At 44.0% G+C, this 14,778-nt stretch carries 6 protein-coding genes and 4 rRNA genes; 7 read left to right on the forward strand and 3 right to left on the reverse strand.

Translation table 11 applies throughout. From position 1 onward, the window contains the following. Window positions 1-74: 74 nt before the first annotated feature. The 5 genes from PS1M3_RS03235 to glsB all read left to right on the forward strand — a co-directional run bounded on the left by PS1M3_RS03235 (window position 75) and on the right by glsB (window position 6,826). A 16S ribosomal RNA gene (locus tag PS1M3_RS03235) occupies window positions 75-1,610 on the forward strand. 296 nt (window positions 1,611-1,906) lie between these two features. Further along, window positions 1,907-4,793, forward strand: a 23S ribosomal RNA gene (locus PS1M3_RS03240). A gap of 145 nt (window positions 4,794-4,938) precedes the next feature. Beyond that, window positions 4,939-5,053, forward strand: a 5S ribosomal RNA gene (gene rrf / locus PS1M3_RS03245). 59 nt (window positions 5,054-5,112) lie between these two features. Then, window positions 5,113-5,227 (forward strand): 5S ribosomal RNA (rrf, locus tag PS1M3_RS03250). The 16S, 23S and 5S rRNA genes sit together here, the layout of an rRNA operon. 675 nt (window positions 5,228-5,902) lie before the next feature. Beyond that, a complete protein-coding gene (gene glsB / locus PS1M3_RS03255) occupies window positions 5,903-6,826 on the forward strand; it encodes a glutaminase B (RefSeq protein WP_138740076.1) in 924 nt (307 codons plus the stop codon). Window positions 6,827-6,841: 15 nt separating this feature from the next. Here the strand turns inward: glsB and PS1M3_RS03260 are convergent, their stop codons facing one another. After that, window positions 6,842-8,146: an inosine/guanosine kinase gene (locus PS1M3_RS03260; RefSeq protein ID WP_010556927.1), complete on the reverse strand. Its 1,305-nt coding sequence runs from the start codon at window positions 8,144-8,146 to the stop codon at window positions 6,842-6,844. Between the two features lie 178 nt (window positions 8,147-8,324). On the opposite strand from PS1M3_RS03260, the gene tadA reads away from it, so the two are divergent. Beyond that, window positions 8,325-8,822 carry a tRNA adenosine(34) deaminase TadA gene (gene tadA, locus PS1M3_RS03265; protein WP_138740077.1) on the forward strand — a complete coding sequence of 166 codons (498 nt, stop codon included), beginning with the start codon at window positions 8,325-8,327 and terminating at the stop codon, window positions 8,820-8,822. A 9-nt stretch (window positions 8,823-8,831) separates the two neighbouring features. Here the strand turns inward: tadA and PS1M3_RS03270 are convergent, their stop codons facing one another. Both PS1M3_RS03270 and mltF read right to left on the reverse strand, forming a co-directional pair. Continuing rightward, complete coding sequence (locus PS1M3_RS03270; protein WP_006791597.1) at window positions 8,832-8,999, reverse strand: hypothetical protein; 168 nt, start codon at window positions 8,997-8,999, stop codon at window positions 8,832-8,834. Between the two features lie 179 nt (window positions 9,000-9,178). Further along, entirely contained in the window at window positions 9,179-10,594 is a 1,416-nt protein-coding gene (gene mltF, locus PS1M3_RS03275; RefSeq protein ID WP_138740078.1) for a membrane-bound lytic murein transglycosylase MltF, read from the reverse strand. 211 nt (window positions 10,595-10,805) lie between these two features. Between mltF and purL the strand changes: the two genes are divergently transcribed. Then, window positions 10,806-14,696, forward strand: a complete 3,891-nt coding sequence (gene purL, locus PS1M3_RS03280; protein ID WP_203986247.1) for a phosphoribosylformylglycinamidine synthase — start codon at window positions 10,806-10,808, stop codon at window positions 14,694-14,696. Window positions 14,697-14,778 lie beyond the last annotated feature (82 nt).

The raw sequence follows: 14,778 nt of genomic DNA on the forward strand, positions 1-14,778 counted from the left end.
CACAGTCAATTCAATATCGAAAGATATTAAATAAATTCAGAATTCATTGAGCTGTCGAAAGACACAAAACTTTTTAATTGAAGAGTTTGATCATGGCTCAGATTGAACGCTGGCGGCAGGCCTAACACATGCAAGTCGAGCGGTAACAGAAAGTAGCTTGCTACTTTGCTGACGAGCGGCGGACGGGTGAGTAATGCTTGGGAACATGCCTTGAGGTGGGGGACAACAGTTGGAAACGACTGCTAATACCGCATAATGTCTACGGACCAAAGGGGGCTTCGGCTCTCGCCTTTAGATTGGCCCAAGTGGGATTAGCTAGTTGGTGAGGTAATGGCTCACCAAGGCAACGATCCCTAGCTGGTTTGAGAGGATGATCAGCCACACTGGAACTGAGACACGGTCCAGACTCCTACGGGAGGCAGCAGTGGGGAATATTGCACAATGGGCGAAAGCCTGATGCAGCCATGCCGCGTGTGTGAAGAAGGCCTTCGGGTTGTAAAGCACTTTCAGTCAGGAGGAAAGGGTGTGAGTTAATACCTCACATCTGTGACGTTACTGACAGAAGAAGCACCGGCTAACTCCGTGCCAGCAGCCGCGGTAATACGGAGGGTGCGAGCGTTAATCGGAATTACTGGGCGTAAAGCGTACGCAGGCGGTTTGTTAAGCGAGATGTGAAAGCCCCGGGCTCAACCTGGGAACTGCATTTCGAACTGGCAAACTAGAGTGTGATAGAGGGTGGTAGAATTTCAGGTGTAGCGGTGAAATGCGTAGAGATCTGAAGGAATACCGATGGCGAAGGCAGCCACCTGGGTCAACACTGACGCTCATGTACGAAAGCGTGGGGAGCAAACGGGATTAGATACCCCGGTAGTCCACGCCGTAAACGATGTCTACTAGAAGCTCGGAACCTCGGTTCTGTTTTTCAAAGCTAACGCATTAAGTAGACCGCCTGGGGAGTACGGCCGCAAGGTTAAAACTCAAATGAATTGACGGGGGCCCGCACAAGCGGTGGAGCATGTGGTTTAATTCGATGCAACGCGAAGAACCTTACCTACACTTGACATACAGAGAACTTTCTAGAGATAGATTGGTGCCTTCGGGAACTCTGATACAGGTGCTGCATGGCTGTCGTCAGCTCGTGTTGTGAGATGTTGGGTTAAGTCCCGCAACGAGCGCAACCCCTATCCTTAGTTGCTAGCAGGTAATGCTGAGAACTCTAAGGAGACTGCCGGTGATAAACCGGAGGAAGGTGGGGACGACGTCAAGTCATCATGGCCCTTACGTGTAGGGCTACACACGTGCTACAATGGCGCATACAGAGTGCTGCGAACCTGCGAAGGTAAGCGAATCACTTAAAGTGCGTCGTAGTCCGGATTGGAGTCTGCAACTCGACTCCATGAAGTCGGAATCGCTAGTAATCGCGTATCAGAATGACGCGGTGAATACGTTCCCGGGCCTTGTACACACCGCCCGTCACACCATGGGAGTGGGTTGCTCCAGAAGTAGATAGTCTAACCCTCGGGAGGACGTTTACCACGGAGTGATTCATGACTGGGGTGAAGTCGTAACAAGGTAGCCCTAGGGGAACCTGGGGCTGGATCACCTCCTTATACGATTTAGAACTTATTTGTTCGTAGTGTCCACACAGATGATTGTTAGTTAGTTAAGCCACTGGCTTAGTTAATTAATATGCTCTTTAAAAATTTGGAAAAGCTGATAATAAAATTCGTATGAATAACATTGTTATTTGTACAGAGTTTTCAAAAGTAAAAAAGAATGATAGCAGTATCATTCAGTGCCATTTAATCACTCTTATGAGTCGATTGATTGGTATCTACTTTAGTATTCAATATTAACTTCTGGCGAAGTTAAACTGTCACAAAACAAAGACCCGTTTGGGTTGTATGGTTAAGTGACTAAGCGTACACGGTGGATGCCTTGGCAGTTGGAGGCGATGAAGGACGTATTAACTTGCGATAAGCCTAGTCAAGCTAGTAAAAAGCACTTGAGACTAGGATTTCCGAATGGGGAAACCCACCTGCTTGCAGGTATCGTTAACTGAATACATAGGTTAACGAGGCGAACGCGGAGAACTGAAACATCTAAGTACCCGTAGGAAAAGAAATCAACCGAGATTCCGAAAGTAGCGGCGAGCGAAATCGGAACAGCCCTTAAGCTTATTATGTGTTAATGGAAGGCTCTGGAAAGTGCCACGATACAGGGTGATAGTCCCGTACATGAAAAGACATTTTAAGTGAAATCGAGTAGGTCGGAGCACGTGAAACTTTGACTGAATATAGGTGGACCATCATCTAAGGCTAAATACTCCCAACTGACCGATAGTGAACCAGTACCGTGAGGGAAAGGCGAAAAGAACCCCTGTGAGGGGAGTGAAATAGAACCTGAAACCGTGTACGTACAAGCAGTAGGAGCAGACTTGTTCTGTGACTGCGTACCTTTTGTATAATGGGTCAGCGACTTATATTTTGTAGCGAGGTTAACCGATTAGGGTAGCCGTAGGGAAACCGAGTCTTAACTGGGCGAATAGTTGCAAGGTATAGACCCGAAACCCGGTGATCTAGCCATGGGCAGGTTGAAGGTTGAGTAACATCAACTGGAGGACCGAACCCACTAACGTTGAAAAGTTAGGGGATGACCTGTGGCTAGGAGTGAAAGGCTAATCAAACCGGGAGATAGCTGGTTCTCCCCGAAATCTATTTAGGTAGAGCCTCGGACGAATACTTACGGGGGTAGAGCACTGTTAAGGCTAGGGGGTCATCCCGACTTACCAACCCTTTGCAAACTCCGAATACCGTAAAGTAATATCCGGGAGACACACGGCGGGTGCTAACGTCCGTCGTGAAGAGGGAAACAACCCAGACCGCCAGCTAAGGTCCCAAAGTCATAGTTAAGTGGGAAACGATGTGGAAAGGCCCAGACAGCCAGGAGGTTGGCTTAGAAGCAGCCATCCTTTAAAGAAAGCGTAATAGCTCACTGGTCGAGTCGGTCTGCGCGGAAGATGTAACGGGGCTAAACTATGCACCGAAGCTGCGGATTCATACTTTGTATGAGTGGTAGGGGAGCGTTCTGTAAGCGGTTGAAGGTGTACCGGGAGGTATGCTGGACGTATCAGAAGTGCGAATGCTGACATGAGTAACGATAATGCGGGTGAAAAACCCGCACGCCGGAAGACCAAGGGTTCCTATCCCATGTTAATCAGGGTAGGGTAAGTCGACCCCTAAGGCGAGGCCGAAAGGCGTAGTCGATGGGAAACGGATTAATATTTCCGTACTTGGTATAATTGCGATGGGGGGACGGAGAAGGCTAAGCAAGCATGGCGATGGTTGTCCATGTGAAAGTGAGTAGGGCGTTTGTTTAGGTAAATCCGGACGAACATTAAACCTGAGACACGAGACGAGCTACTACGGTAGTGAAGTTGCTGATGCCATACTTCCAGGAAAAGCCTCTAAGCTTCAGATTATACCGAATCGTACCCCAAACCGACACAGGTGGTCAGGTAGAGAATACTAAGGCGCTTGAGAGAACTCGGGTGAAGGAACTAGGCAAAATCGTACCGTAACTTCGGGAGAAGGTACGCTCCTATCTGTGATGAGACTTGCTCTCTAAGCGGACGGGAGCCGCAGTGACCAGGTGGCTGGGACTGTTTATTAAAAACACAGCACTGTGCAAAATCGCAAGATGACGTATACGGTGTGACACCTGCCCGGTGCCGGAAGGTTAATTGATGGGGTTATCTTCGGAGAAGCTCTTGATCGAAGCCCCGGTAAACGGCGGCCGTAACTATAACGGTCCTAAGGTAGCGAAATTCCTTGTCGGGTAAGTTCCGACCTGCACGAATGGTGTAACCATGGCCACGCTGTCTCCACCCGAGACTCAGTGAAATTGAAATCGCAGTGAAGATGCTGTGTACCCGCGGCTAGACGGAAAGACCCCGTGAACCTTTACTACAGCTTGGCACTGAACATTGAACCTACATGTGTAGGATAGGTGGGAGACTTTGAAGATGAGACGCTAGTCTTGTTGGAGTCGTCCTTGAAATACCACCCTTGTAGTTTTGATGTTCTAACGTTGGCCCCTGAATCGGGGTTACGGACAGTGCCTGGTGGGTAGTTTGACTGGGGCGGTCTCCTCCCAAAGAGTAACGGAGGAGCACGAAGGTTGGCTAAGTACGGTCGGACATCGTACGGTTAGTGTAATGGTAGAAGCCAGCTTAACTGCGAGACAGACACGTCGAGCAGGTACGAAAGTAGGTCATAGTGATCCGGTGGTTCTGAATGGAAGGGCCATCGCTCAACGGATAAAAGGTACTCCGGGGATAACAGGCTGATACCGCCCAAGAGTTCATATCGACGGCGGTGTTTGGCACCTCGATGTCGGCTCATCACATCCTGGGGCTGAAGTCGGTCCCAAGGGTATGGCTGTTCGCCATTTAAAGTGGTACGCGAGCTGGGTTTAGAACGTCGTGAGACAGTTCGGTCCCTATCTGCCGTGGGCGTTTGAGAATTGAGAGGGGTTGCTCCTAGTACGAGAGGACCGGAGTGAACGAACCGCTGGTGTTCGGGTTGTCATGCCAATGGCATTGCCCGGTAGCTACGTTCGGAACTGATAAGCGCTGAAAGCATCTAAGCGCGAAGCAGGCCTCGAGATGAGTTCTCACTAGACTTTTAAAGTCTCTGAAGGGCCGTTGAAGACTACAACGTTGATAGGCAAGATGTGGAAGTGGTGTGAGCCATTAAGCTAACTTGTACTAATTACCCGTGAGGCTTAACCATACAACGCCAAACGCGTTTTGTGTGACAGTTAAGACAGAAGTTAATAACTAAAGTAGATATTACTGACAGAAAGACTTAAAAAATATTATCAGATATTTTCCAGATTCAGTTAGTGCGTAGGAATACGGATTAACGCCCAAATTTGCTTGGTGACAATAGCGTTTTGGACCCACCTGACTCCATGCCGAACTCAGTAGTGAAACGAAACAGCGCCGATGATAGTGTAGCATTTGCTATGTGAAAGTAGGACATTACCAGGCTTCAAATTCAGTCGAAGGACTTTAACCTTAATAAAAATAAGAAATTTGAAAAGAATTTTCTTGGTGACAATAGCGTTTTGGACCCACCTGATCCCATGCCGAACTCAGTAGTGAAACGAAACAGCGCCGATGATAGTGTAGCATTTGCTATGTGAAAGTAGGACATTACCAGGATTTAATTAAGAGAAACCCGTTACAGCAATGTAACGGTTTTTTTGCTGTCTGGGGTTTAGTAAATTAGCGTTAAGCATACCGAGTTCAGTAATAATACCAATCCTAAAGTGAGCTTACATAATACCGACCAACACAATGAAAGTATGCTATCAGCGATGTGACTTTTTATCCCTCGGGTATTCAAGTGAGTGGTGCAACGACTTTAATTAAGCGAAGCCTGTTGCAGTAAAGTGACGCTTTTTGTATTTTGAAATGAAGTAAATCAATTAAGTTACAATTTCAAGGTGAGCTTTACTAATTCGTATAATTAAAGGATCTAGTCTTAAGTAAGGTAATAATATAAACAACAAGGTTATATTATTTATCTCTGTCTAATAACTGATACCTTTAACCCTATAAGCGTCAGCTTTTCTATCAGGGGTTGATTAAATATTACTGTTAAAGAGTTTAAGGTTTGGTGAATAATAGCTTTATGTTTAGGTGATATAAATAGGTTATTGAATTTGCCAATTAGTGGTACTTATCATTAATTTTTTTTCTTGTCGTTTGACCTCGCTTTAGAATGTTTATTGCGAATATAATTCACAATACAATTAATTTCATCTAACTAAACTAGCTCGTTTAATCTGAGGCATGGTAATATTTTCATTTAGCTAAATCTATTTGAGGTGTTAATTGCCTACTACAGATTACCAACGTGTATTAAATGAAATTACTCAAGAAGTCTCCCCTTTACTGTCTAAAGGGAAAGTAGCTGATTATATCCCTGCACTTGCTGAGGTTGACCCTGAGCAGTTTTCTATTGCTATATACACTACTGAGGGTGAAATCATTTGCGCAGGTGATTGTTCTCAGCGATTTACCATTCAATCAGTATCTAAAGTGATGACATTAACCATGGCGTTACAGCGTTATGGTGACGAACTTTGGAGCAGGGTAGGTAAGGAGCCCTCAGGTACAGCGTTTAACTCGCTTACGCAACTTGAATTTGAAAAAGGCGTGCCGCGTAACCCATTCATAAATGCGGGTGCTATTGTTACTTGTGATGCGCTTTATAGCCGCTTGTCTGCACCAATGCACTCGATGCTCGAAACATTCAGATTACTATCAGGTAATCGCGGCATTGTGATTGATAAAAAAGTGGCTAATTCTGAGTATGAATTTAGACACCGCAATGCTGCTATGGCGCATTTGATGAAATCGTTTGGTAATTTTGAGAATGACGTTGATGATGTGCTTTGGTCGTATTTCAACTTTTGCTCTATTGAGCTTAATTGTGTTGAACTCGCTAAGGCATATAGCTTTTTGGCAAATAAAGGAGTTGATCAGCTATCTGGTGAGCAGGTTTTAAGTAGTCGTCAAAATAAACAGCTTAATTCATTATTATTTACCAGTGGTTTATATGATGCTGCGGGTGATTTTGGGTATAGGGTCGGTATGCCAGGTAAATCAGGGGTGTCAGGAACTATTCTTGCGGTATTACCTAATAAGTTTACAGTAGCCGTTTATTCCCCAGGGCTTAATTCGTTTGGTAACTCAGTAGCAGGAATAGCAGCATTAGAGCTGCTATCTAAAAAGCTTGATATTTCTATCTTTTAGAGAGATGAAGGGAGCTTATTGCTCCCAATAAACCTGCTCTAAACAATCTTCACGCTCAGGTAAACCACGCGATAAGCGGGGAGAGTGCTGAACAAGTACTTCATAGCTTGCTCTGTTTGCATATTTACTAATTTGTGCAAGAGATGAGTATGTAATAGCTTGTTGATCGTGCTTTGCTGAGTTAGCGACATTAAGCTTATGATAAACATTTGCTGATAAGTCATGTAGTACAGCAGCGAGTGCACAATCGCCAGCGCCATTTGTATTTTTGATTGAGTCAGGTCCGCCCATAAAAGGAGCCGTATGGCTGTATGCTCTTATAGGGTTTTCGCAATCTGCTTTACGCATAGCGCGTGAAAATTCATAGCGATTAAAGTCTGCAATAGCACCAGGTAGTAATGGGTATTCGGTTTCACGTTTAAAGCTGTCGTCAACATGGCCTGCCATGAATAGCCCTTTTTCACCTGCAGTGCATATAACAAGATCTACCCAATCTAGTGCTTTATCTGCTGCTAAAAGCGGGTCTTCAAACCCTGTAATAGCAAAGCCTTCTTCTTCGTTCATAGCAAGAATATCTACATGCTTTTCAACAAAGTTTGCCCACCAAGCAGGATCTTGTTCAATTAAAAATTTAGTGCCGAGTGTAAGAACAACAGGTACGCCAGCATCGTTAGCATATTTTACGGCTTGCATCGTTGCATCTGTCATGGTTTCGTCATCTTGTGTTCGCATAAGGTATGCACTAATGACTAAAGCCGATGAGTTTTCTATCAACGATTTATCTATTGATTCTGGGCGTAGGTAATTCATTAAACCCGCACTGATTGCAAAGGTGCGTTCGCCCGTTTCATCAATGAGTGTGAAACAACGGCCTATTGGCCCATCAACAGGTTGTAAATAATCTAAGTCTACACGGCTTGAGGTATTACATAAAAAGCGATATGCGTAACTGCCAATTTTAATGTTTTCGCTCATTACGCCTAATAAAACAGAGCGATCATCTGCAAGTACAGAATAGTTGTGCATTGTGTTACCAATGGTTCCACCTGCAAATTCATAATCAACCATGTCGTTTAATTTTAAGCGGTCGTACAGAGCATTTGTTATGTCACTGTCTATAACTTGTGACATCCCTCTGCGTAGTTGAAACTCATCAAGGAAAGCTTGATCAACTTTTGCTTCTATATCAACAACGATTTGATCGATACCCGTAATATAGCTACGTTGTAATCTATCTGTTGCGTTAAGTTGATTAGTTAGTGGATCTTTGGCTTCCACTGGAAAATAATGTTTATGCCTGCGGCGTCCAGGAAATTTCATTCGCTACCCGTGTTGTGAGCTAAATAAAAAAAGCGAGAGATTATAACGTAAATCGGCGGCAGTGAGCCATTATTAACAGCTAAATAGTGTTTTATTTTTGCAATAAAGTAATCATTGCCGGGCTTTAGGATGTTAACTAGGTATAATTAAAGCATAAAACGTAATTTAAGAAGAAATAATGAACAAGCCATTTGACGACGCTTATTGGATGGAACAAGCGCTTTTGTATGCAAAACAAGCGGAGCAGCTTAATGAGATACCAGTAGGTGCTGTTTTAGTAAAAGATAATCAACTTATAGCATCTGGATACAATCGTTCTATAACTGATAATGACCCTTCAGCGCATGCTGAAATGATTGCAGTACGAGAAGCTGGCAAAGCACTCAATAATTATCGCTTAGTTGACTGCACGTTATATGTAACGCTAGAGCCGTGCTCTATGTGTGCAGGATTATTAGTACATAGCAGAATAAAGCGTTTAGTATTTGGAGCTCCTGATGCTAAAACCGGTTCAGCTGGATCTATTATGAATTTACTGCAAGAACCAAGGCTTAACCATCAAGTTGAAGTTGTTGGAGGGGTATTAGCCGATAAATGTGGTAACACTATATCTGAATTTTTTAAGCGAAGAAGGGCGCAAATTAAAGCAGCCAAGAAGGCTGCTCGAGGGGCTTAAAAAATATTATTAATTGCCCGCTGGTATAGTGTCTTGTGCTTCCATTTGTTGCATAGCAAACATACGGCGACGCCATATTATTTTTTTGTGTAAACCACGTAACATGATACGACGACGTGTCGCCGTTGAATAAATAACGTTTCTTTTTAATTTTTGTGTGCGTCTACGTTTTAGCATGTGTTCTCCTAATGCGTGAGAGTGAGAAAGGCACAAGGTATATCTTTGAAAAAATTGAAATATACAATTACCACACATTAGTGATCATTTAATGACAAGTAAACAGATATTTTAGTTACCCACTACTTTGAAGCCGTAAACTTTCATAATTAAAAAATTTCTCATTAATCCATGCTCCGCTATGGCGACTCATCTTGTTTTATATTGCTGTTGTCATTACGCTCTGTAGTGATATTTTCTTCGGTCATCGCATTGTTTTCATTAAGCCATACCAGCGCGTCGTAGTATCTACGAATATTATCAACATATTTTACTGCCACATCGCCACGGGCATAGCCATAACGTGTATTACGGTAATATCGTTTTTTGATTAATAGCGGTAAGCGTTTTTTTACATCGGCCCATTTATCCGGGCTTGCCCCTTGTTGTTGGGTGATAATCCTCGCGTCGTTCACATGACCCCAACCAACATTATAAGCAGCTAAAGCAAGCCACGTCCTGTCTGGTTGAGGAATTCTATCAGGAATACGGGTTATTAATTTGCTTAGATACTGAGCTCCACCACGAATGTTTTGTTCAGGCTCGAGACGATTTGTTACACCAACTTGTTTAGCTGTACTACGTGTAAGCATCATAATGCCGCGAACACCCGTTGGTGATTTAGCGCGAGGGTTCCACATCGACTCTTGGTAACTTAATGCAGCTAGTAAACGCCAATCAAGATCTCCTGCGTATTGTTCAAACCATGGCTGATATGTAGGTAACGTTTCTTTTATTGCTTCTATGTAAGCCAATGTATTTACGTAGTTAAACTGGCGCACATGACCAAAATATTTTTCTTCGAGTACATAAAGTTGGTTGTTTTGTTTTACTTCACCAAAAAATGGCACGAGCAGCGCATATAAAGAATCATCTTTTGACTTGCGAAGTATCCACGCAATTGGGTCATTATGACTTACTGAGAAGCCAATACTTAAATTAGGGTGATACCGGCGAAATAGCGAAAGAGAGTGGGAGTCAGCAAGGGTGTAGTCTATTTCACCATCTATAACTGCTTGTAAAAGTTCTTCTTCGTCAAATTCTTCACTTTCTATCCAGCTGAGTGATGGGTTGTTTTTTTGAGCTTTTTGCAGGGTAAGTGAGTGGCTGCTTTTTGCTATAACCGTAAAATTTCCATCTAGATCGTCAAACTTACGAGGGCGAACACGGCCTTGTTTATATACTAATTTTTGACTAATTGTTCTGTAAGTTGGGCCATACCTGTATTGCTGCGCACGCGTTTTATTGTAAGTAAGTCCTGAGGCAATTAAGTCTAAGTCACCACTTTCAAGGCGATCAAACATATCAGATAAATTAAAAAAGGGGACTATTTCAAGCTCAACACCTAAGTAATCAGCAAAAGCCTGAGAAAGCTCATATTCAAAGCCTTGCTCGCCCTGAACTGCTTGATAATAATTGCTCGCACTTGCTAACGTGCCAACACGTATTTTGTTTTGCTCTTTGATGTGGGCAAGTTGAGTTGGCTGTTCCTGCATATTACATGCACATAACAGCATAACTAAAGTGATGATTATTATTAGCTTTTCTTTGAACATTGAGTGCCCCTTTAACACGCTAACACCCGTTATAACAAAACTTAGCCATTTCGTCACTTTCCCTTTTATTTTATTAGCTAAAACGGATTATAAATAAAGCTAAAAAGTTAATTTTATGAAAAGCGCAATTTGGAGTTAAATATGATGGCTAATTGGACTATAATGCGTGCCTAAAATATCGTTCAATCCCTAACCCCGGATGAAATTATCTATGTTGATCCTTCGTGGTGCACCAGCACTGTCAGAGTTCAGAGTTAATAAAATTTTAGCGCGTTGCAAACAATCGCAACTTCCAGTCACCAACGTATATGCCGAGTATGCTCATTTTGCCGATTTAACATCGCCTTTGAGTATTGATGAGCAGACCAAGCTTGAAAAGCTATTAACTTACGGTCCTACTATTGCCGAGCATACCCCAGCTGGCACATTTATTTTAGTTACACCTCGCCCTGGTACCATTTCGCCTTGGGCATCTAAAGCAACCGATATAGCGCATAACTGTGGCCTTAAACAGGTTCACCGTGTAGAGCGCGGTATTGCTTATTATATAGAAGGTGAACTAAGTGCAGAGCAACTTGCACAAGCAACGGCGTTATTACACGACCGTATGACTGAAGCTACACACACTGAGCTTGAAGCTGCAGCACAGTTGTTCCGTAATGATTCTCCTCGTGAAATGTCATCAGTTGATATTTTAGGTGGCGGACGCGAAGCATTAGCTGCCGCAAATATTGAGCAAGGTTTTGCTCTTGCCGACGACGAAATTGACTACCTAGTAGAAAACTTTATAAAGTTACGACGTAATCCTAACGACATAGAATTGTTTATGTTTGCCCAAGCAAACTCAGAGCATTGTCGTCATAAAATATTTAATGCTGATTGGACAATTGATGGCATTGAACAGCCAAAATCGCTGTTTAAAATGATCAAAAATACATTTGAGCACAATCCTGAAAATGTATTGTCGGCGTATAAAGATAACGCGGCAGTAATGAAGGGCTCAAAAGCGGGTCGCTTCTTCCCGAATGCGCAAGGTGAATATGCGTATCATCAAGAAGACATAGAAATATTAATGAAAGTAGAAACGCATAACCACCCAACGGCTATTGCACCGTTTTCGGGGGCGGCTACCGGCTCAGGTGGTGAAATTCGTGACGAAGGTGCAACAGGTCGTGGTTCTAAGCCAAAAGCCGGTTTAGTTGGCTTTACGGTTTCTAACTTACGTATTCCGGGTTACGAGCAACCGTGGGAAAGCGACTTTGGTAAACCTGGTCGTATAGTCAATGCGCTTGATATTATGATGGATGGCCCACTGGGCGGTGCTGCATTTAATAACGAGTTTGGACGTCCTAACTTATTAGGTTACTTCCGCACGTACGAAGAAAAAGTAACAAGCCACAATGGTGAAGAGGTACGTGGTTACCACAAACCAATTATGCTTGCCGGTGGATTAGGTAATATTCGTGCTGATCATGTTCAAAAAGGCGAGATTCCAGTAGGAGCAAAACTAATTGCGCTAGGCGGCCCTGCTATGAATATTGGTTTAGGCGGTGGTGCTGCATCAAGTATGGCATCGGGTCAATCAAACGAAGACTTAGACTTTGCTTCTGTACAGCGTGAAAACCCTGAAATGGAACGTCGTTGCCAAGAAGTCATCGACAAATGCTGGCAGTTAGGCGATGAAAACCCAATTGCGTTTATACATGATGTAGGCGCCGGTGGTTTATCAAATGCGTTTCCTGAACTGGTAAACGATGGTGGCCGTGGTGGTAAATTCCAACTACGTGATATCCCTAACGATGAGCCTGGCATGGCACCACATGAAATTTGGTGTAACGAATCGCAAGAGCGTTATGTGCTGGCTGTAGCGGTTGAAGACTTTGATCGTTTTGAATCCATTTGTAAGCGCGAACGCGCACAGTACGCAGTAATTGGTGAAGCCACAGAAGAGCGCCATTTAACCGTAGCAGACAGCCACTTTGATAACAGCCCTGTTGATTTACCGCTTGATGTTTTATTAGGTAAAGCGCCTAAAATGCACCGCAATGTAACATCTCAGCAAGTAACGGGCACTGCCATTGATGCAAACGATATTAACGTAGCTGATGCCGCGCAGCGTTTGTTACGCTTACCTACAATTGCAGAAAAAACATTCTTAATTACTATTGGTGACCGCTCGGTTACCGGTTTAGTAGCACGTGATCAAATGGTTGGCCCTTGGCAAGTACCTGTTGCTAACTGTGCGGTTACTGCGGCAACGTACGACACTTACCACGGTGAAGCTATGTCCCTGGGTGAGCGCACGCCGGCGGCACTATTAAATTATGGAGCTTCGGCGCGTTTGGCTGTGGCTGAGTCACTCACTAATATTGCTTGTGCAAACATTGGCAGCCTAGAGAATATTAAGCTATCTGCTAACTGGATGGCTGCAGCGGGTCACCCAGGTGAAGACGCAGGCCTTTACGAAGCCGTAAAAGCGGTAGGCGAAGAGCTTTGTCCAGCACTTGGTTTAACTATACCTGTAGGTAAAGATTCTATGTCGATGAAAACGACATGGAAAAACGAAGACGATAGTGCTGAGCAATCAGTAACGTCGCCGTTATCGCTTATTATTACAGCCTTTGGCCGTGTTGACGACGTGCGTAAAACAGTGACTCCGCAGTTACGTACTGATAAAGGTGACACTTCGCTTGTTTTAGTTGATTTAGGTGCTGGCAAAAACCGCATGGGTGCATCAAGCCTTGCACAGGTTTATAAACAGCTTGGTGATGTTACACCAGATGTAGACAGCCCTGAGCTACTTAAAGGCTTTTACAATGCCATGCAAGCACTTGTCGCTGATAGCAAGTTACTTGCTTATCATGACCGCTCAGACGGTGGTTTATTTACTACTGTAACTGAAATGGCGTTTGCTGGGCACACCGGTGTGACTGTTGATTTAGCTGGTTTAACCGGGACAGACCTAGAAGCACTTTATAACGAAGAGCTTGGCGCGGTAATTCAAGTGGCTAACAGCGATTTAGATGCCGTAAATGCTGTATTTGAGCAACACGGTGTTGCTGCAATTAGCCACGTGATTGGCTCGCTTAATAGCGACGATAGCATTGTATTTAACCGTGGTGAGCAAACAGTACTTAATCATACTCGTACTGAATTACGTACTATTTGGGCCGAAACAACGTACCAAATGCAAGCACGTCGTGATAACCCTGATTGTGCTAAGCAAGAGTTTGATGCCAAGTTTGATGCAAAAGACCCAGGCTTAAACGTGAAGCTTAACTTTGACTTAAACGAAGATATAGCTGCGCCATTCATTGCAACGGGTGCTAAACCACAAATGGCTATTTTGCGTGAGCAAGGCGTTAACTCGCATTTAGAAATGGCTGCTGCGTTTAACCGCGCTGGTTTTGCCGCTGTTGATGTGCACATGAGCGATATCCTCGAAGGGCGTTTAACCCTTGAGCAGTTTAAAGGCTTAGTGGCATGTGGTGGTTTCTCTTATGGTGACGTATTAGGCGCCGGTGAAGGCTGGGCTAAGTCTATATTGTTTAACGATATGGCACGCGATCAGTTCCAAAACTTCTTCCACCGTGAAGACACCTTTAGCTTAGGTGTGTGTAATGGTTGTCAAATGTTATCAACATTGAAAGAGTTAATTCCGGGTACTGAGCATTGGCCACGTTTTGTAACAAATAAGTCAGAGCGTTTTGAAGCACGCTTTAGCTTAGTTGAAATACAAGAAAACCCGTCTGTGTTCTTTAATGGAATGGCTGGGTCGCGTATGCCAATTGCTGTATCTCATGGTGAAGGCCATGCAGAATTTGCAAACGATGCCGCCACTAAAGCTGCGCTTGAAAGCGGCACTGTTGCGGTTAAATTTGTAGATAACTATGGTAACCCGACAACACGATACCCGGCTAACCCGAATGGTTCACCAGAAGGTATTACCGGTATTACTTCTACTGATGGCCGTGCCACTGTAATGATGCCGCACCCTGAGCGTGTATTCCGCGCTGTTGCTAACTCGTGGCACCCAGATGAGTGGAAAGAGGATAGCCCATGGATGCGTATGTTCCGCAACGCACGTAAAAATGTAGGTTAAAAACGACATATACAAGTTAGATTCATAATCTAGCTGTAAAATAAAAAAGGCTGCACTGTGCAGCCTTTTTTGAGTGCGTAGA

Origin of the sequence: Pseudoalteromonas sp. PS1M3 (assembly GCF_016865405.1) — a bacterium.
In the GTDB taxonomy this organism is placed as follows: Bacteria; Pseudomonadota; Gammaproteobacteria; order Enterobacterales; family Alteromonadaceae; genus Pseudoalteromonas; species Pseudoalteromonas marina.